This window comes from Streptomyces sp. NPDC059785, assembly GCF_042732375.1.
GTDB lineage: Bacteria > Actinomycetota > Actinomycetes > Streptomycetales > Streptomycetaceae > Streptomyces.
The window spans coordinates 62,063-81,204 of record NZ_JBHWHV010000025.1 but is presented as its reverse complement, the minus strand read 5'-3'; the positions used below and the strand labels follow the sequence as shown (position 1 = coordinate 81,204).

The 19,142-nt window shown below is 66.5% G+C and carries 5 protein-coding genes; 1 reads left to right on the top strand and 4 read right to left on the bottom strand.

Features of this window, described 5'->3' with window-relative positions; genetic code table 11:
* The first annotated feature begins 94 nt into the window (after nt 1–94).
* Nucleotides 95–1,207, top strand: a complete 1,113-nt coding sequence (locus tag ACFV6E_RS20375; protein ID WP_385463295.1) for a hypothetical protein — start codon at nt 95–97, stop codon at nt 1,205–1,207.
* Nucleotides 1,208–1,425: 218 nt separating this feature from the next.
* Here the strand turns inward: ACFV6E_RS20375 and ACFV6E_RS20370 are convergent, their stop codons facing one another.
* The 4 genes from ACFV6E_RS20370 to ACFV6E_RS20355 are packed head-to-tail and all read right to left on the bottom strand — an operon-like array spanning nt 1,426 to nt 19,134.
* A complete protein-coding gene (locus ACFV6E_RS20370) occupies nt 1,426–3,735 on the bottom strand; it encodes a UvrD-helicase domain-containing protein (RefSeq protein WP_385463290.1) in 2,310 nt (769 codons plus the stop codon).
* Nucleotides 3,732–10,472 carry a DEAD/DEAH box helicase gene (locus ACFV6E_RS20365; protein ID WP_385463287.1) on the bottom strand — a complete coding sequence of 2,247 codons (6,741 nt, stop codon included), beginning with the start codon at nt 10,470–10,472 and terminating at the stop codon, nt 3,732–3,734. The genes ACFV6E_RS20370 and ACFV6E_RS20365 overlap by 4 nt, the downstream gene beginning before the upstream one ends.
* Nucleotides 10,469–15,964 (bottom strand): hypothetical protein, encoded by a 5,496-nt coding sequence (locus ACFV6E_RS20360; protein ID WP_385463284.1) that lies wholly within the window; start codon nt 15,962–15,964, stop codon nt 10,469–10,471. The genes ACFV6E_RS20365 and ACFV6E_RS20360 overlap by 4 nt, the downstream gene beginning before the upstream one ends.
* Entirely contained in the window at nt 15,961–19,134 is a 3,174-nt protein-coding gene (locus tag ACFV6E_RS20355) for a DEAD/DEAH box helicase (RefSeq protein ID WP_385463281.1), read from the bottom strand. Before ACFV6E_RS20355 ends, ACFV6E_RS20360 begins: the two co-directional genes overlap by 4 nt.
* Between the last annotated feature and the right edge of the window lie 8 nt (nt 19,135–19,142).

Genomic DNA, 19,142 nt, shown 5'->3' with positions numbered 1-19,142 from the left:
TAAGCTTTCGTGAACAATCAGAGTTCGGGCTTACGCTTGCCTACGGCGCTTTCAATAGCCAGTGGGAGCCGAGTGTGGTCGTTGAGATCGGTCCGTGTCTTCCAAGCAAGGCACGCTCCAGGGCTTCCGGCTGCCCGAACGATTGACCACGCTGAGCTGCCGCAGCACAGTGTCCAGCATGGACCGGTCAGCGGGGCCCTTCTGGCCCGGCAGCGCGCGCTCGGCACTACTCGCGGTGCCGGTAGTACTGATCGGCTTGCTGATACTGCTCGGCGTGTTGCGTGCGAGTATTGACTGGCCGAGCGAAAAACATGAGGGAACGACCCTGATCGGGATCTTCTTACTTACGATTCTGCCGGTATTGCTTGTTCTCTTCGGAAGCCTTACCGATGGCGGAGAGGTTGAAGCCTTCGGTATTCGCATACAGTTCCCGGCTGCGGAGCGTCAGCCTCGAGAAATCGCAGTCTCACCACGCATGGGCCTTACTCCCGGAGCTACGTTAAACGACAACAGTACCGCAGCGATCCTGGATACTCTACAAGAAGCGGCACGAAGCGAAGTGGCGGTTGTTGACCTGGAGGACGGTACGGCATGGTGGGAGACAAGACTCTTGGTGCTCTGTTCCGGCGCTGTGCGACTTGAACGACCCCAAGCAATAGTGTTCTTGGCGACCGTCGGCGACTCCGGTGCTGGCACTTTCCAGGGTTGGGCTACACCGGCTGTACTTCTGGAGCGCTTGCTTACCCGCCCGGCTCTGCGCAGGTCGTACGAGCGGGCCTTGGCTGTGAGTCGTCAATGGGACCAAGCCATAGCTGATACTGAAGGCGGCATTCCTGACCTCCCCTTCACCTCTCCGGCCGCCAGCAGGTATGCGCAATGCTTCTTCCCTGGCCCGGGCGGGGAGCGAAACCCGTTCGCCTCCGAGCAGGTCTTGGCTGTCGAAGTCGGACATCTGGAGAGCAGGCGAGAGCACGGCGTCATCACCATCACACGCCTCGAGGAACTATTCTTACCTGTGCTACGGCGTGAAGCCGCCGTCGTTGACGCACGCCTGAACAGCCCCGAGTCCTGGCAGCAGAAAATACTGGACACGGAAGAGCCATTCATTCCGCTCGTGCATAAGGGGGGGCGCTACGAGCATCTTCTTTCCAGGGAGCAAGCCATCAATGAAATACTGCGAGCTCTCACCACCGTTGAGACGAACTGACCGAGATGCTTCAGCGTGACCATTTGTCACGTGGCCGGCATGAGTTCCGGGGCATACAAGAAAGTCACAGGCTCTCGGCACGAATCATATGGCGCAGACTTTCCCGGGCGCCCACGAGGTCTCGAGCGCTTTGTCACTGCGGGCTTTGCTGGTGAACAATATGGCTGTTGCGGGCTGACCCACGGCCGGTGGCCGCAGCGGCGCAGAGTCGCCCCCACCTACACGGGTAGGAACGGGCTGGGCCTGCCGTGCCAGGAGATGCGCAACGCATCGCGGGCTCGGGTAGTGGCGACGAAGAGCTGGTTACGGCTTTTTTTGAGTTCTCTCTCGTACCGCTTGGGGGCGGTCGTCTCATACTTCTCGACGACGGCGGTGCGCGGCAGGATGCCGTCGCTCGCGCCGATGACTGCGAGCTTCTGGTACTCAAGCCCCTTGAAGCGGTGCATCGTTCCGATGTGGACCTCGCCGCCGCCCTGCGGGCCGTCCTTGGTGAGGGTCGCTGTGGTGATGCCGTGCTTCGTTTCCAGGTCGACGGCGACCCGGCCGGCCATGTCACCGTCGGCGACGCAGACGGCCATGGTGCCGCTAGGGTCGCGTACGGTGCCGTCCTCGGCGGGCTGGGTGATGTCCGCGCGCCACTGCTTGAGCGCCTCGGCGAGCTGAGTGATCTCGTCGGTCCAGTCGGTGCACGCGACGTACTTGGGGGCTGGGCCGTGCAGCAGGGAGTGGTAGCCGTCGAGGGTGTCGGTGCCGTCGTCGAGGTCGTCGTAGGTGGCCCCGCGGACAACCTTGGCGGCCTGGTCGAGAATCTCCTGGGTGGTGCGGTAGCTGAGCGTCAGTTTCGAGGAGCGACCGCGGATGTTGACGCCGACGGTGGAGAGGGTGACCTGCCGGTCGTAGATCCGCTGGTGGGTGTCACTGGCGATGAACAGGTCGTCCGGGCCAGGCGTGGCCATGGCGCGAAGCATCTTCCAGTGGGCGGGGCTGAGATCCTGGGCTTCGTCAACGACGATGTGCCGGTAGCGGTGGCGGAGGTAACGCATCCCGGAGCTGTTGTCGTCCAGGTGGGTCAGGTCTCCGCCGCCGATGTGCTCCTTGCGTTCGGCCCGGATCTGGATCTTGCGAGCGCGTTCCATCTCGTAGCGGGCCGCGCGTTCGGCGGCCTGGGCCCAGGTCTCACGGCCCATACCGTTGAGGCGCAGGGTGAACTGGTCGAGCAGCTTCCAAATTGCCGCGCGTTCGGGCCGACTGAGGGCACGGCCCATGCCGGCGCGGCGGGCCTTGAAGTAGTCCTGGCGGGTGGCGAGGGACTGGCCGAGGATGATCTGTTCCCATTCCTCGAGGAGGAACTCGGCATCCCAGCGCTGTTCGTCGTGTTCGAAGAGGACTTCGCGTAGTACATCCATGGCGTGGTCGTCGGTGATCAGGCTGCGCTGCGAGCCGGGCGCGATGTTCTCGTTGAGGACGCTCTGGGCGAGCTGGTCGATGTGCTTGATGTCGATGCGGCCGAGCAGTGCCGGCTCCATGAGCGAGGTGAGCCGGGAGCGCAGGTCGGCGGTGAGGTTCTTGGTGTATGTGGTCAGCAGGATCGGCTTGCCGTGGCCGGGCGGTAGAGCGGCGGCGAGGCGGGCGACGCGGTGCAAGGCGACAATGGTCTTGCCGGTGCCGGGTCCGCCGCTGACACGGGCAGGACCTTTGTAGTTCCGTTCAACGATTTTGCGCTGGGTGGGGTGAAGGTAGACCTTCCAGGCGCGGAAGTCGCCCTCGGCGAGGACGTTGCGGATGTCGTCGTCGACCGTGGTGACCGCGGTGCGGGTAAGGGCCGCCGCCATGTCGTTCTCGAAGCCCGGTTCGAGTTCGGTGGAGGCAGGTTGGGTGATCTCGCGTTCGACCTCGTCTACGGACATGCCGGAGCCGAGTCCGGTGAGGACTTCAGCGGCCAGGCGCGGGGCGCCGGCGATGAGCTGGTCGAGTTCCTCTTCGGTGGTGACGGTGAGGGCGAGGTCGATGAGGACGTCGGCGACGCCAAGGCGATGCAAATCCTCAGGGGTGCAACCCGTGAGAAGCGGTTCGGCGGGGGCGGCCGATTGCTGCGTTACGACGGGTGCGGTCGTGGGCTCGGCCGGTGCGGTCTGCTCGTCCGGGGCCGGAGTGAGCTGGAGTCCCGCGCGCTGGAGCACACTCTGGCCGACCACACCGAGGTCGACGAATTCGATCTCACCGGTGATCCGGTTGATGGCGACGCTGAGCTCTTCGTAGACGTCCTTGCGGTGGCGCACCGCGACGATCAGCCATTGTTGCACCCCGTCGGCGCCGACACCGGCCCGAGCAAGGAGCGCCCGGTACGACCGGTCGATCTTGGCACGGAAGATCCGGCCGTCGCCCTTGAGTGGCTTGAAATCAAGGCTGGGGTGATCGGGGTCGAGGCGAAACTGATGACAGAAGTCGTAGAACTTCGTCTTGACCGACGAGTCCATCTTGTAGAGCTCGTTTTCGGCCTTCTGGTAGAGGCTCAGGCGTGCGGTCATCGGGCGGCACTCTGTTCTTCGGAGTCGGGGTGAACGGCCGCGTCGGGGAGAGCGGCGAGGAGGGCGTCGAGATCGGCAAGCCAGTCGTCGGCCGAGCGGACGGTGAACCCGGCGTCGCGGTAGGCACGCCAGGTCTTGTCGCTCTCGTCGTCCTCCTGGTCGTACGGCTCGGCCATGACGGCGATCCGCTGGTCGTCGTGGTCCCAGGCGAAGTCGGCGAGCCAGCCTCGTTCGCCGAGCTCATAGCCATAAGCCGGGGCTTTCTTGCCGCCGTCGGCCAAGACGTGGGCGAGGCGGGTGAGGGGGGTGTCGGGTTCGTCCTCATCAAGATATTCGAGGATCTCCCGGTCCCACAGCAGATCCCGTACCGCCGCTTCGAGAGGCGTTTCGTCGGACGCCTCCAAGGGGGACACCTCCGAGGACACGGGCTGCGGGGCAGGTGTGCCGGTGCCGTACCGCACGACGAGGGACTCGAGTTCGCCGAGGCCGCCAAAGGCCTTGAGTAGCGCGGCGTCGAAGCGGCCCGCGGTGGTCGTGGTCAGTTGGACGCCGTCGCCGCCGTCGTGGGCGAGGAACTGCAAGATGTTGGACCACTGGAGCCAGGAGCGCCAGCGCGCCTTGTGCTCGGGTGTGCCGAGCTGGTCGGGTTCGCTGTCGTCGAGGCAGGCCAGGGCGGACCAGTGGCCTGTGGACCCGTCGACGAGGAAGGCTATGGGCAGACCGGACTGGTCGCAGGTCTGGAACAGGTTGAGCGTGCCCGTACCCCGCACGGGCGCCGGGTCGATGCCGTCGGTGCGTCCCCAGGTACCGAGGAGGTGGCCGAGTGTCTGGCGAGTCTGGTCAGGGGTGCCGTTGCCGACGAGGATCTCCTGGCCGGTGCCGAGGAGTCCGCCGACCACCGCCGATGCCCGCTTGCCCCAGACCGCGTCGTCGGGGCTGCGCAGGTAGGCGAGGAGCATGTTCATCGGGTCGGTGAAGGCGGTGGTGGCGAGGTCGTCACCGCCACGCTCGGCGTAGAGCTGCTTGGCCACGTCCTGGGCGCTGCGCGGGTACGGCGGCCACACCGGCTCGGCCGGCTCTCGCTCCGCCGACGACTCCGCCGTGTTCGTCTGCTGCTCGAAGGCGTCGAGGTCGTCCCAGGCGAGCTGAAAGACGGCACGTCCCTCGGCCCGGAGCCGGTTGCGCTTGTCGGCATCGCCGGCGAGCCGGTTGTGACGGCGGGTGGCGTGGAAACGGTGTCCGTCGAGATAGACGGTGATCTTCTGTTTGGAGCCCTTGGGGCCGTCGATGCGTTCGAAGGTAAAGTCAGTACGGGTGAAACCCTCGTTGCGCTGGGCGGTCAGACGCCAGCCGTGCACGGTGCCCACCTCGTCCAGACGCAGATAGGCGCTGTTGTCGCCGCTCTCCTCCAGCACGGCGTCGCCGCGCTGTCCGGCCCACCCACGCAGGGCCTTGAGGAAGCGTGCCTCCAGATCGGACTCGACCTGCCCGTCCAGACCGATCTGATCGGTGTTGCCGACCTTCTTGGTGTCCCAGGCGTCGGTGTCGGTGCCGAGGAGTTCGTCGAGGATCTCCAGGGCGGCCTGGCGGGAGACGCTCTCGATGTACTGCTCGTCGGCGTAGAGGTACAGGCAGCGGTGGCAGGCCGGTCCGCCCTCTCCGTTGCAGGGGCACTCCACGAGGAGCCGACGTGCGCCTTCTAGCACCTGACGGAAGTTCGCGGGGGCGGTGAGCCGGTCGAGGTAGCCGGTGCCGTGCGGGAGGCGGTCGTAGAGGACCAGGAAGTGCCGCTTCTCTGCCGTGTCACGGTCCGGCATGGTGGCGAGGGTGGTGTCGAGGTGCTGCGGGTCGCCGCCGAAGGCGCCGTCCACGCCCAGGCGCAGGGCGGCCTGGAAGGAGTGGACCTTCTCCTTGACGAGGACGGTCGCGGCGGGCAGCAGGATGCGCAGGGCTTCGGTTTCCAGCTCGTGGGCGAGCAGGACCTCTTCCTGGGATACGCCCTTTTTGCCGCGCCGCAGCGGGCACCAGGGGGTGTGGTGCTTGAGTTCGCGTTGCCGATTGGCGGAGTTGTCTACGGAGTCGCGGTCGTCGTCGAAGACCGGTCGTCCATCGGCGCTCGCCGCTCCGCAGGCCGTGCACACATGGAATGGGGCGATACGCACGGGCTGCCCGGCAAGCTGGTCGTTGTCCTGGGCGCCGATGCTGAGCGGTCCGGTGTTGACGCTGCGGATGACGGCCCGGCGGGTGTAGTCGACGCCGAAGATCTCTTTGGTGTGCCGCCAGGACTTGCCCTTGGCGAAGTGCTCAGGGTGGATGTCGACCATGTCGACGACGGTGTAGAAGCGGCGGTCGCGGTCGTCGCTTTCGTCGCCGATCCTGGCGTCCTCGCGCTTGTCCCGGGCGGTGACAACACTGGGCTGGACGATCTGCCACAGGCAGCCGGAGTCGGCGATGCCGGTCTCCCCGCAGCGCGGGCAGGGCGTGATGTCGTTCTCGGCGTTCTCGGTGCGGACGTAGCCGCACGAGGGGCAGAAGCGCCAGTGGCGCCAGTCCTGGTCCCGGCCGGTGACGATGTCGATACCAGTGATCCGGTGCTTGTAGCCCTCGGCGTAGAAGGTGTTGCCGGGGGCGAGCTCGGACAGGGCGAAGCTACGCGGACGCCCGTAAGAGAACGACTTCGACTTGTAGCGGGGTCGGCCTTCGGGTGTGGTGCCCTCGGGCCAGAAGACGGTGGCGTCGAGGGTGGTCGTGGCGTCGATGAGGGCGTAGTTGGGCAGCAGGCCGAGGTCGCACAGCACGGTCTGGGCGGGCTGACGCTGCCGTGTGGCACCCTGCTTGGAGATGGCGCCGAGCTCGGCCTCCAACTCCGCCTTCGTGCTCGCCTGTTCGTCGTCGCCGTCCTTGAGTTCGTCGATTGCGGAACGGATCGTACGGATGCGGGTGCGCAGCTTCTGGTTCTCGCGCTCCCACTCCCGTTCGGCCTTCTCGATCGCGCTGCGGATGCCACGGACCGCGTACTTCTCCAGCTCCTTCTTGGCGGCGTCGCTCACGCCGGTCGGAAACAGGGCGAGGAAGCCAGCGACGAGTTCCTCGCCGTGGGCGAGGGCGGCGTCGGTGAAGTCGGCGAGATAGCCGGAGGGACCGAAGAGCTCGTCGACCCGGCGCGACAGCGCGGCCAGCGGCCTGCCGTCCTCGCGCAGCAGTCGGCCGCGCGCCGCGAGATCGAGGAGGTGGGCGGTGTACTGACGGCGCAGGATCTCGATGGCCGACAGATACGAGCCCGGCGGTACGATCCGTCCGTCGATCATGTCCCGCGGCCGGTCGAGGAAGTACAGGTCGCGACGCTTGCGGTCGGGGATAGTCAGCAGGAAGGCGTTTCCGGTACGGCGTCCGGCCCGACCCGCCTGCTGAGCATAGTTGGCCGGACGGCGCGGTAGGGCGCCGAGGACGACGGCGGACAGGTCGCCGATGTCGATGCCCATCTCCAGGGTGGGCGTGCAGGAAAGCACGTTAGGGTCGTTGAATCCCTCGCCGTTGCGGAAGGCGTCCTCGACACGTTCGCGCTTGCCGCGGGTAAGCAGACCGGTGTGCTCAGCGGTGATGACCTGGTAAGTACCCGCTCGCCGGTACAGGCTGCGGTAGTAGTCGTCACGGTAGTCGCGGTCCCGGTCGTGCCGGTCCACGGTCTCCAGCCACCGGTCGCCGGCGATCAGCCGCCCCGTCGTGCAGCGATACGCCTGGCAGGGCTGCCCGTGGTACTGGTCCAGCAGCGAGGGGTGGACGGTCTGCTCCCAGAAGCACTTCGGGCAGCGCACATAGGCCTCGTTGACCTGGGCGTCGGTCAGCAACTGCAACCGGATGGCCCCTGGCTGGAGGCCGTACAGGCGGGCGGCCGTGTCGCTCGGGGTACGTGCTGCAAGCAGCCCGGCATCGGTGAGCCGGGGCAGCAGCCGAACCCAGAACTCGTCGGCCTGTTCGCGGGTCATGTCGAGGCAGCGCTGGGCCCAGGTCTGGTACCAGGACAGCCGTCCGGCGGCGAAGTCGAACTCGCTGCTCGGCTTGGGCCGCGCGAGCAGGAAGCTCGGTGCGGAGACCCCCTTGGGGAAGGCCTTCATGCCGCGCGGGCGACCTCCCCAGATGAAGTAGCGGCTGGTGCCCGCCTCGTCGAGAAACTTCTCCAGCCACCGGTGTCCAACCGCTCCACGTGTACGCAGTCGCTCCATCAGGCCGCGCAGAAAGGCCAGGTAGCGGGCGTCGTCGTGTTCGGTGAGCGTCAACCCACGGTGGGAGGCCTCCTCATGAGCGGCGCGCACGAGCGCCACAGCCGCCTGCTCATCGGGGACGTCCACCCAGGCGGCTGAGGTACGGGTCAGTTCGAGGGTACGGCCGTTGCGGGAGCGGTGGCCGAACTCCATGACGGCCCCGAACGCGAACCGTTCACCGATCAGGTCCCAGGTCTTCTTGTCCCCACCTCGTCCTTGGCCGGACAGCAGGCGTGCGACGCCCGTGTCGTCGTGGAGGTCTGGCGGGACGACGGCGGCGAGTGTCTCACGGTCGGTGGTGGCCGCGACGACGTTGGCGACGAGGTCGTTGAGGGCGCTGGACTGCTGTTCGCTCAGGTGCTTGGTGAACAGGGCCCGCAAGGAGAAGGTATACGAGCGGGAGGCGACGAAACCGGCCCGGTGCGCGGCGTCCTGTACCGAGTCGTTGAACATCAGCGTCTTCGTCTCACGCTGCTTCTTGTCCATCTCCCCGCCGGTGAACAGCTGGGTGATGGAGGCGGCTGCGAGCGCGGCGGCACCCGTACCGACGAAGCGGATCGCGTTGTGGGTGCCGCAGGCAGGGCACCAGTCGTCCTTGGCGGCGCGTTCCGCGGTGTCGCCGAGCTGGACGAGGACGAAGGCGGAGTCAGGGCCGGCGGGCGCCGGGTTGCCCTCGTCGTCGTAGTCGCCCTGAGGGTCGGGCAGCCGCAGGCGCTGGGACAGGCCGTCGAGCACCATGAGCACGCCCGCGCCGCCGGTTGTCAGCGACCTCTGCGCCGCCGGGTCCATGGCGGTACGGCCGTTTCCCTCGCGGGCCTCGTTATCGGTGGCCGCCACCAGGGTGCGCACCTTGGCCTTCTCGGCGGTGACGGTGGCCCGGCGGATCTTGTGGGCCTCGAAGTTCAGCTCCTCGAAGTTCGACTCGGGAGCGAGGACCGACCAGCCGGAACGCCCGCACTCGCGGCAGTACACCGCAGGCAGGAAGATCTTGGTGTCGCGGGAGGTGGTGGTGTCCGGAGTCGTACGCGATTGGCTCTGCGCCCCGGCCGCGTCCCATGCGAACTCGGCTTTCGGCCATGGCAGTACGCCACGCAGCATGCGGGTGACGGACCGCGCCCACTGGTGCACCTCGACCTGGACGAAGGGGCGGCTGATCGCGGCCGGCGCGTCAGGGGCACGTGCCACGGACAGCAGCGCGACAAAGCGGGCGAGTGCCAGCGCGGCGATCTGGGGACGTGTCGTGATCGCCTCGTCCCAGCTCTTGGCGCCACTGCGGCGCATCACGTCGAGTACCTCGTCGTAGGTGCGCACCGTGCCGTCGAAGGCGTTCAAAACGGCATACGTGAGCCGGTTGCGCTTGAGTGCCGCGCCGAGGGCGACCGGGTCGGTGATCCGGCTTCCGATGACGGCCTCGGCGAGGTCCGCGAGTTCTTCGGGGCCGCCGGATGCCGGATCCGGCAGAGCGGTGAGTGTCTCGGGGGCTGTGGCCTGGCCGGGGAGGAATCTCGCGTCTGGGATCGACTCGTCCTCGCCCAGGATGAACTCGTCGACCGTCAGCCGGTCCTCGCCGACGATCGCGTCCTCGGTGAACTCCGTGCCGAAGACGTTGGTGGCCACGGAGAGGAGTTGCTGTACCCCGTCCGCATCGGTACCGGAGGCGAGGGTCGCAGAGGTGGCAATGGGGGTGATCGAACCCAGCGGCATGCCGGGCCGGTTGGCATCGACGGCGATGGCGAGACGGCGTAGCAGCATGGCGACGTCAGTGCCCTGCGCGCCGTCGTAGGTGTGGAACTCGTCGACGACGACGTAGCGGATGTCGCTGCCGTCCCACAGCGGGGCGTCGGCCGCGCGCTGCAGAAGCAGGTCGAGCATCTTGTAGTTGGTGATTAGGATGTCCGGCGGAGACAGCTGCATGTCCTGGCGGCGGGTGTAGACCCGGTCGTAGTGCGTCGCCGCTTTCTCCCCGATGTACAGGCCGGCGCGGACACCGCTCAACTCGTCGTAATCGGTGAGCAGATCATTAATACGGGCCGCCTGGTCCGTAGCCAGGGCGTTCATCGGGTACAGGAAGACCGCCTTGACCCCGTTGTTCCCGGCCGCGCGTTCGCGCGCGCAGTGATCGAGCACGGGGTACAGGAACGACTCGGTCTTGCCGGATCCAGTGCCTGTCGTGACGAGCGTGGGCTGAGGTGTGTGGCCATCCTTGGAGGTGAGCCGGGCGAAGGCGCGGGCCTGGTGCGCGTACGGCGTCCAGCCGTCGGTACGGACCCAGTCCAGGTGCTGCTGCCAGCCGTCGTCGGCCGGGGTGAAGGGGGTACGCAGGCGGAGGTACGGTCCGCGGAACATACCCGTCGTCTCGTCCCCAAGGAAGGCATTCAGCGCCTTACGGGCGCCCTCGTCCGCGAGGCCATACGTCGTGGACAGGTACTGGAGCAGGCTTTCCTTGAGTCCCTGCGCTTCGAGGGTCGGCCTCACGGGGTCGGGACCTCCATCTTCTCCGGGTCCCAGAGACCCTTAGTTACAGCTTCATCGAGGCGCTGCTTGAAGTAGGCGTGAGCTTGGCGCATCTCGCGCTCGCGGTTCGCCTTGTAGAAGGAGGCGGTGTAGCCGGTGGGGACGGGGTTGTTGTCGGGGTCGTCCTGGTAGGCCTGGAACTGGGTCCAGTGGTCCTTGGTCTGGTGGATACCGTACGCGTACCGATCTCCGGCCATCTTTCGCTCTTTGGCGTCAAACCAGGTCACCCGGTCAAAGTCCTGCATGATGCCGAACCGGGCCCGGTACATAGCGATAAGCGTTTCTGCATCGATGCCGAGCCAGACGGCGACCAGCGCGTCGATCTCCACGAGCGCGGCCCGCCTGGCGTACTCGGTGCGGAGCGGGGTGTCGCGCTGCCAGGTGGAGGTAACGGCGTGCAGCTCGGTGGACATGTTGGGCCAGGTGATGGCCCACGGTTCATAGCCCAACCACTTGGGATCGTAGAGCTCGGACCAGAGGTCGGCGTACGCGCTCGTCAGGACGTTGAGGCGGAGTGCCCGAAGGATGAGGGCAGGCGCGAGGGGGTGATCGGCTTGGGGAGCAGGCAAGCTCTTTGCCTGGGTAACGTCCAGATGTCCGACGCCCGCAATCCGGAGAAGGTAGTCAACCGGCAGAGCAGCCATGAACCCGGACACAAGGACTGTCAGCCGCTCGGACGCGCAGCGCCCCGACCGCACGGCGTGAATGTGCGTCGAACCGGGTGGAACAACAGCCGCGTACAACGTACGCTCGGTGCCGGGCGCAATCATCTCGCGCCATGCCACCCGGTATAGCTCGCTGTACGGGGTCCCCGCCTTGGCCTTCAGAAACGCCTCGACCTCCGCGTCAGTTACCTCCTCCGGGGCGACCTTCCCCCTTTTCATAACCTTCGCGATGTGCTCGCGTGCCTGCGTCCGCTCCGTTACCGACGCGCGAAGCTCCTCATACGCGTCCCAGTCGGTCCACTTGTCCTGCTCGCTCAGGAACACTTCGGGCGTCGCCACGCGCCGGTACTCCGACTCGGGCAGCGCGTCGTCTGCGAGTTCGCTCGGGTCGAGACCCCACATCTCCGCATGACCCTGACTCGGCTGCTTGAACATCGGGTTGGCAACGCCGATCTGCGGCCCCTTGAGGATGACGTCGTCCCACGACGTCGCGTGGTAGTCCTCCTGCCCGTCGATGCCGGTGTTGTAGTCGATGAGCCGCTGGTTCTTGTCCGGCCCAAACTGCGCTTTCTTAGCGCCGCTTTCGTGGTACCCAGGGGTGATGTCTGGGTTCAGCTCCCCAAGTCGCAGCGGGTACAGGCCCAGGGCGTCGATTGCTGGGTCCTCCGCCGTACTCACCGGCGTGAGCAGTCGCGTGTGCTCCAGCGGACCGCTATCCCCGGCTAGCCGCTGCCAGCGCTCCAAGGTCTCAGTGGTGACGTGGATAATGCGATCAGGGTGGGGGCGCTCGTCCCATCCACCATCGTACTTAACGCCGGGAGCCGCGCCCGCCCTCTCGGCGGTGGCCGACAGCCGCAGCGCGTCAACGGTGAACAACCACGACAGCGAGTCGAAGCCGATCGCCTGCGCATTGCCGTAGACATGCACACCGAAATGCGTGGGCCGTCCCACTGGCGGCGGGAAAAAGCGGTTCCCCGCGTTGACGAAGTCCCCATGCACCCGCAACCGTCGATATGCCGCCGCCCGCAGGCTCGCCTCCTTGTCCCCCGCGAAATGCGTGTCTGGGTGGACCATCCCAGCCGTACCGCCGGACCCCGAGTGGTCCCACACCTCGCACATGAACGCCCGGTACAGGTCCGGCTGGCTGCCCGAAATGAGCGGGTAGACGGGGGCCACCGAGAGGTAGCTCGCCATCGTCACCGTATTCGTCACCTCGCCGAGCAGATACTCCTGCACTTCCTCGCGCGCGAGCTCGGCCTCCCGCCGTCGGTTCTTGTCCTCCGCCTTCGGCTTCTCCGTGAGCATGAACCAAGGCTCATACTCCGCTAGGACCGGATCCTCTTTCCACTCCGGCCGCACCCATGGCGGATTACCCACCTGAAGGTCGAAGCCCCCCGCCTCACCGGTGAAGACACCAGCGAAGTCCAACTCCCAGTGCAGAAATCCCTGCTCCTCGGCGATACCGCGAACGACCCGCATCCACGGATACCGCGTCTCAACCGCCTTACGGGCATCGTCCATACCCATCTCGGCCTGCACCAGGTCTTCGAGCTTCTTCAGCTCCTCCAAAGAGTCGACCGTCGTGGCGAAGGTGTCCTCCGGCACCGATCCCGTGCCGAGCATGGACTCCAGGAAGGCGATCCAGTCGTCCAGGTCCGCCAGCGGAATGACATCGCGGCGGCGCGCCGGTCCACTGGGCTTCTTGGGAGCGGAGGAGCCGCGCTTCTTCTTGTCCTCCTTCTTCTTCCCGGCCTCGTCGTCACCCTCGGCATCACCCAGGGAAATCTGGTCACCATCCATGGTGAACAACAGGCCTGGTTCAAGGCATTGTGGCACAGGCGTCGGCTTGGGCGCGCGCTCCTCGACCTGCACCGCCGGCCCAGCCACCGACGACAACAACGCATCCAGGTCGGCCCCGGCCGCTGCTGGCACCACCGGAGCTGTCGCGTACTCTGCGTCCGCCCCGTCCAGCAGCCCCACCTTCTCCAGCGGCCAGAACCACAGCGCGCACCACGCGTCCATGACCTGCTTGAGCCGCCAGTAAGGGGAGCCCTCAGCCGCGAAGAGGTCCTTGAAAACCTGCTCCTTGGTCAGCGGCAGGATCTGGTCAGGGTTCTGCTTGTCGCGACGGAGGAAGGAGTACTCCTCCGCGTCCTCCTCGCGATCCGTCCCCCACACATCGATGGTGCGGGCGATCTCTCGCTCGCTCAGCTCCATGCGCTTGGCGACGAGCTTCCACAGGAACTCGACGCGAAGGGCCGCCGCCTGCAATCGAGCGAGCTGGCTGCCCTTGCCGCCCGTTGTTGTGGGCTTCGCCTTGATGCTGTTCTTCCACGCCTTCAACTGCTCCAACTGCGGCCCGGCGAGCTGCTCCACCAACTTCTTCGCATCCCCGCTCGCCCCTGCGACCGCACCCCACCCAGGCGTCGGCAGAAGGAACTGATGCACAGCCCCATCCGGCAACAACTGCTCCGAACCATCCCCAGCCGCCCGGAACGGCAGCTTGATCGGCGTGTGCGCACCGATCGTCCGCTCCTTCTTGACGCGCTCGGCCTCGTACACCCAACGCCTGGCTCCGATAAGTGAGTTGCCTCGCCGTAGATGCAATCCGAACCACGGTGCACGCATGCCGGGGTGCATAGTGTTGAGCCACAGCGACACCTCCGCCAGCTCCACACCCGTCGAGTTCAGGTCGATTCCGTACGCATTGTGAAGGGCGATGTACGCCTTCACCTTCTGCTCGGCATCGAGCGTCTTCGACGTGTCCAGGCTGACACCCAACTCATCCTGACGGCGCTTCAGGTACTCCTTGGCGACCTGGTTGATCGCCTCGTTGAGGAACGCGCCGGACCCCAGAGCAGGTTCGCAGATCGTGTAGCGCAGTAGCTCGCTCGCGCGGGTCTGGACCGTATTGCCGTCGGCGTCCTTCTCCTGGTCGAGGCGGTGCTTGAGTGCCAGCTCGACGGTGACCTTCGTAAGAGACTCAGGGGTGTAGTACGAGGCGGACGTTTCACGGTCGCGGCCGGCCAGTCGGTAGACGAAGGTGCCCTTGTCGTACTTCTTGGGGCCACGCAGACCGTACTGTTCGGCGTCCTGGGCGGAGTACACAACGTACGTGTTCTCCCTGTATTTGGTCAGCTGGTCGGCGGGGATGAGCCAGGATCCCTTCTCGGGGTCGCCGTACTGCTTGCCGCCCTTCTTCGCGCCGGGCTTGGCGACCTCGGCCAGCTCCTCCTCGGCGATGATGCCGGTGTAGGACATCAGGCCCTCGTAGACGGCGCCGAGCTGGTTGATGCCGAGGTTGCGGTAGGAGATGAAGCCGCCCTGTCTGCCCTTCTGGCCGGCCTCCTTCATGGTCAGCAGACGCAGCACCTGGTGCAACGCCTCGTTGCGCAGGCGGAGGTCCAGCCATTGCGGCGGCTCGTCCCCGTCCTCGTCCCATCGGGGGTGGAGGATGCTGCGGCCGATGAGAGTGATCGCCTTCGGATCGAACAGCTCGCTGCGGAGAGGCTCGAAGCGCAGGCCGCGCTGCTCGCTGCGCTCCTCGGCGGGCTTGTCGTCGTCTGCTTCGGTGCCGTGCGGGCGGTGACCGTAGTTGACCTTGTTGAAGAGGACGTCGAGGGAGGCGTAGAGGTGGAAACCTCTGCGGCTTTCTTCCTCAACCAGCTTTCGCTCGCGCGCCACCAATTCGCGCAGGCGGGCGATCGAGTACCCGGTCTGGTACGTCGAGTCGTCGGCGGGCAGGATGCCGAGCTCGGGGCGCGCTTCGGCGTAGAGGAGGAAGAGGATGCGGTAGAGGTAACGCAGCGATTCGCGGGTGAGCTGCTTGGCGAACGGGCCCTTCTTGAGGTCCTCGATCTCCCGCGGCTCGACCTCTGCCTCGCGCAGGCGGGCGAGTACCTCGTTCGCGATGATCTCGACCGAGTGCTGGAGTCCCTTGCGCAGCTCGGAGTTGACGCCGACCGCATTGTCACGAGAGGCCTTGAGCAGATCGTCGAGGCGTCGACCCTTGCCGTCAAGGCGGGGCGCGAGCATGTCATGGGAGAAGAGGGCGGCGAGGAGGGAAAGTTCGCCAGCCTTCGCCGTGTCGTTGCGGGCAAGAGCTGTGTCGAGATTGGCGGCGAGATAGCGGCCTTCGGCCCAGGAGCTGCGGTCGGCGAGGACGAGTACGCCACCGCACAGCAGCAAGATGAAGCGGGGTGCGTCGCCGCCAGGCTCGTGCAGTTCGCTCTGAAAGAGCCAGCCCGCCAGCTTCTCGCCGACTTCGAGGAGGCCGTCGGCGGTCTTGAGAGGATGGAGGAGCTGTCCGGCCTCGTCGGGGTCGAGGGCGTCGTCGAGCTTGGCGGTCCAGCCGCAGTCGACGGCGAGGATGCCGTCTCCGTGCCAGGCGACTTGGAGTTCGTACTCCTTGCCCGCGTTGTGCACGGTGATCGGCTCGGGTCGGTCACCGCCGTAACCGAGAGCCTTGAGGACGGCGGTGTGCCAGGTCGTGAGGCGCTCGGCCCACTCGCCAGTGGGGTCGTCGTAGGTGCTGCCGAGTTCTTCCTGCTGGGCGCGGGAGGCCAGGAAGGGGCGCATGGCGGCCAGGTACTCACCGCGGAGCCGGGGAAGGAGTTCGCGAGAAGTGGGCTGCGGGTCGTGAGGATCGGTCTCGCGACTGGTCCACAGGGTGAACAGACCCTCGTCACCCGCCTTGCTCTTCTTGAGGGTGTTCTCCAGCTCTTCGCTGAAGTAGTGGGCGGAGAGGTACTCGCCGCGGTTGGCAAAGGAGTCGTAGGTGTAGCTCATCGCGAGGACTCCTCGGCGTGTGCGGCGAAGACGGTGGTGGGGTGGAGAGGTTCAAGCACACCGAGGACCCGCAGCATCGGGTCGCCGTCGGTCCGTAGACGACTTACGAGGTCGCGGCGGCGCTTGGCGGTGTCGGACACCTGCTTGCGGCGACGCTCCTGGTTGCCGACGGCGATCAGGGCGCCCTGTTCCCAGACCTGCACCCGGTCCTCGTACGGGGCCAGGTAGGAGTCGACCTGCTTGTCGTAGTCGGCGCGGCGTTCACGCAGGTGGGTCTCTGCCGCGTCGACGGCCGCAGGGACGAGTTCCTGGAGGAGGTTGGGGTCGATGGGCTGGGCGCGGCCGGGCATGTCAGGACCCACGCCGCAGGCGGCGAGGAACGCCGAGTCCATGCGCCATACGCAAGGAGTGGCCTCGGCGAGGCCGGTGACCGCCATCCACTCCACGATCGTCGGCTTGCCCGCCGCGTTGGAGTAGACGCCCTGGAGGAGATAGACCGGACCGGTCAGGGCCGCGGGCAGAGCGGCGTCGATCCGTTTGGCCTTGGCGGCGTCCGGCTGGTAGGCGAGGACGAACGCCTCGTCGTACTTGAGCTTGGCGAGCACCTTGTCCGTCACCCAGTCGAGCACGGGGTGAATGTCGGAGACGTAGGACACATTGGGCCACTGGGACGTGGGCTCGTCGGTCTTACCCTGCTTGGCGTTGCGGGCGGCCTCCAGCCGGTCGGCGGCGTACTGCTTGTCGAAGGTGAGACGCAGCGTGCCGTCGTACTTGGGCGTCGTGAGGATCTTCTCCTGCTCCAGGTACGACTTCGGCAGCTCCCGGAAGCGGTACTGCAGGTCGTCGGGCGGAGTGAACTCGATGCGGCCTCCCGCCGTCTCCGGCTTCCAGGCGAGGGCCTCGCGCTCGGCTTGCGGGTAGATGAGGTCCACGGCGGTGTGGAAGTACGCCTTGGTGTCGCCAAAGACGTGGGGTACATCGGCTTCGGGCACTGCGGCCGTACCTAGAGTGGTCGGAGCAACCGTCGGGTCGGAGAGCCGGGCGTTGGCGCCGGCGAGGAGCCCCGCCAGGACACCGCCGGACTCCTGCTGGGACTGCTTGATGGAGCGTTCGACGGTGCCGCCCTTGATGAGGTCGCGGGTGAGGCGGTCCTCTTCCTTCTTGTCGTTGTAGAGACCGGTGACGGCCTCGGCGCTGCCCTCGCCGGTCTCGATCTCGTGCGCCTGCTCCTCACGGCGCAGCAGACGGTCGCCGACGAGCCGGTCGTCGAGCGTGAGCATCTCGCCGCTCTCCTCATCGCGCCGCCAGGGCACGTCGGCGGTGAGAATGAGCGCACGGAACTCGGGGCTGACCGCCTGCCCGTAACGGTCGATACGTCCGTTGCGCTGCTCGATACGGATGAGAGACCAGGGCAGGTCGTAGTGGATGAGGTCATGGCACTGGTGGTGCAGGTTGACGCCCTCGGAGGCGATGTCACCGGTGAACAGCAGCCGTACCGGCTCCTCGCGCCGACCGAAGCGGTCGACGATCTCCCGCTGTTGTTGGTCGTTGGTGGTGTCGCCGTGCATGACCTCGACGACGCCGTCATACGCTCTCCACGGACGCGTCTTGTCAGGCTTGGCCAAGCTCTTCTTCCTGAAGCCGAGCCGGGCTGGCACCTTCTCGGCCAGCCAATCCAAGGTGTCGACGCGCTCGGAGAAGATCACGACGCGCCGCTCGGCTCCGGGGCCGACGTCAAGCTTCTTGAGGGTGCGTACAAGTGCATCGAGCTTGGCGGAGTCCTGGTCGGTAAAGTCCGCGACCAGCGCCTCCAGCTCCGCCAGGGCCTTACTTTCGGCGGCGAGAGCAGCGCGGCGCTCGGGAGTGTCCGGCGCGGTCTTGGCCTTGCTTTTCGCCGTGACGCTCTTCGGGTTGTCCAGGTAGGCACGGCGCTTGGCCAGGGATTCCCGCAGGGCAACGTGCGAGGAGAGGAACGCCTTCAGGAAGTTGTAGCCGACCAAGGGATCGGCGCAGACCGACGAACGGTTCGGGTCGCCCGGCGTCCATTCGTTCGCGAGCTTCTCCAGGACGGCGACCTCCTTCCGTGTCGCCGGAGCCGTCACCGGCAGGGAGTCGCCGCGTTCGGCCCAAGGCTTGTTCTTGAGGCCGTCACGCACCTCATGATCGGTCTTGGTACGCCTGATGTAGAGGTGGTCGAGGTCGGCGACCTTGTAGTTCTTGGGATCGGCGATCGCCGCCGGGTCGAGCATCCGGATCAGCTCGGCGAAGGATTCGGCGTCGCCGTTGTGCGGGGTGGCGGAAGCCAGGATCAGCGCATCCGTCTGCTCGGCGAGGCGGCGGGCGAGGAGGTTGTTACGGGTGCCCTTGTTCACGAGGTTGTGAGACTCGTCGATGACCACCGCATCCCAGGTGATGTTCTCCAGGTGGTGGGCGTACGTCGCCGACTTGAGGGTGTCGACGGAGACGATGACGCGCTTGAAGTGGGCGAACGGGTTCCGTCCCGCCGGGATCTCCTGCTGGATGCGCTGAATGCCGGTCGAGTCAAGACGCACCAGCGGCAGGGAGAAGCGGGTCCACAGCTCGCGCTGGAACTGCTCCAGTACATGGGCGGGCGTGACCACGAGGATGCGCTCGCCGCGCCCCCGACGGATCAGCTCCGCGAGCGTGATGCCGATCTCCAGCGTCTTGCCCAGACCAACCACGTCGGCGATCAGCAACCGAGGCTGAGGGTTACGCATGGACAGCGCCAGCTCGGCGGGGCGCAGCTGGTGCTCCTGCCGGTCCATGAGGAAGGAGTCGGCGAGCGCGATGCCATGCTCGGTCTGCGGCAACGCGGTCTTACGGATCACCGCCTCCAGGTAGAGGCGGGCCTTGGCGTGCTTGGAGGTGTCGTCGGGTACGAGTCGAGTCTTGCGCGGATCGAGCACCTCGATCAGGTCCAGCCCGGAGTAAAACACCGCGTCCGTGCCACGCACGAACGAGGAAACACCGCTGACCTCGACCATGAGTCCGTCACGGGACTCCGCAACGGACTTCACGAGCCACTGCTCGTGTCGGATGCGCACCTGGGCGCCGGGGGCGAAGACCGGCCTCGCGCCGGCCGGGTACGCCGACTGCTCTGCATCGGCGTCACGCGCCTCAGGAACCTCGGGCTGCATCGCCGTGGTCACGTGGTGCT

What these genes read in the sequence shown, in the direction of transcription:
- ACFV6E_RS20370 (WP_385463290.1), bottom strand. Translation starts at nt 3,735, where the DNA reads ATGACCGCACGCCTGAGCCTCTACCAGAAGGCCGAAAACGAGCTCTAC.
- ACFV6E_RS20360 (WP_385463284.1), bottom strand. Translation starts at nt 15,964, where the DNA reads ATGAGCTACACCTACGACTCCTTTGCCAACCGCGGCGAGTACCTCTCC.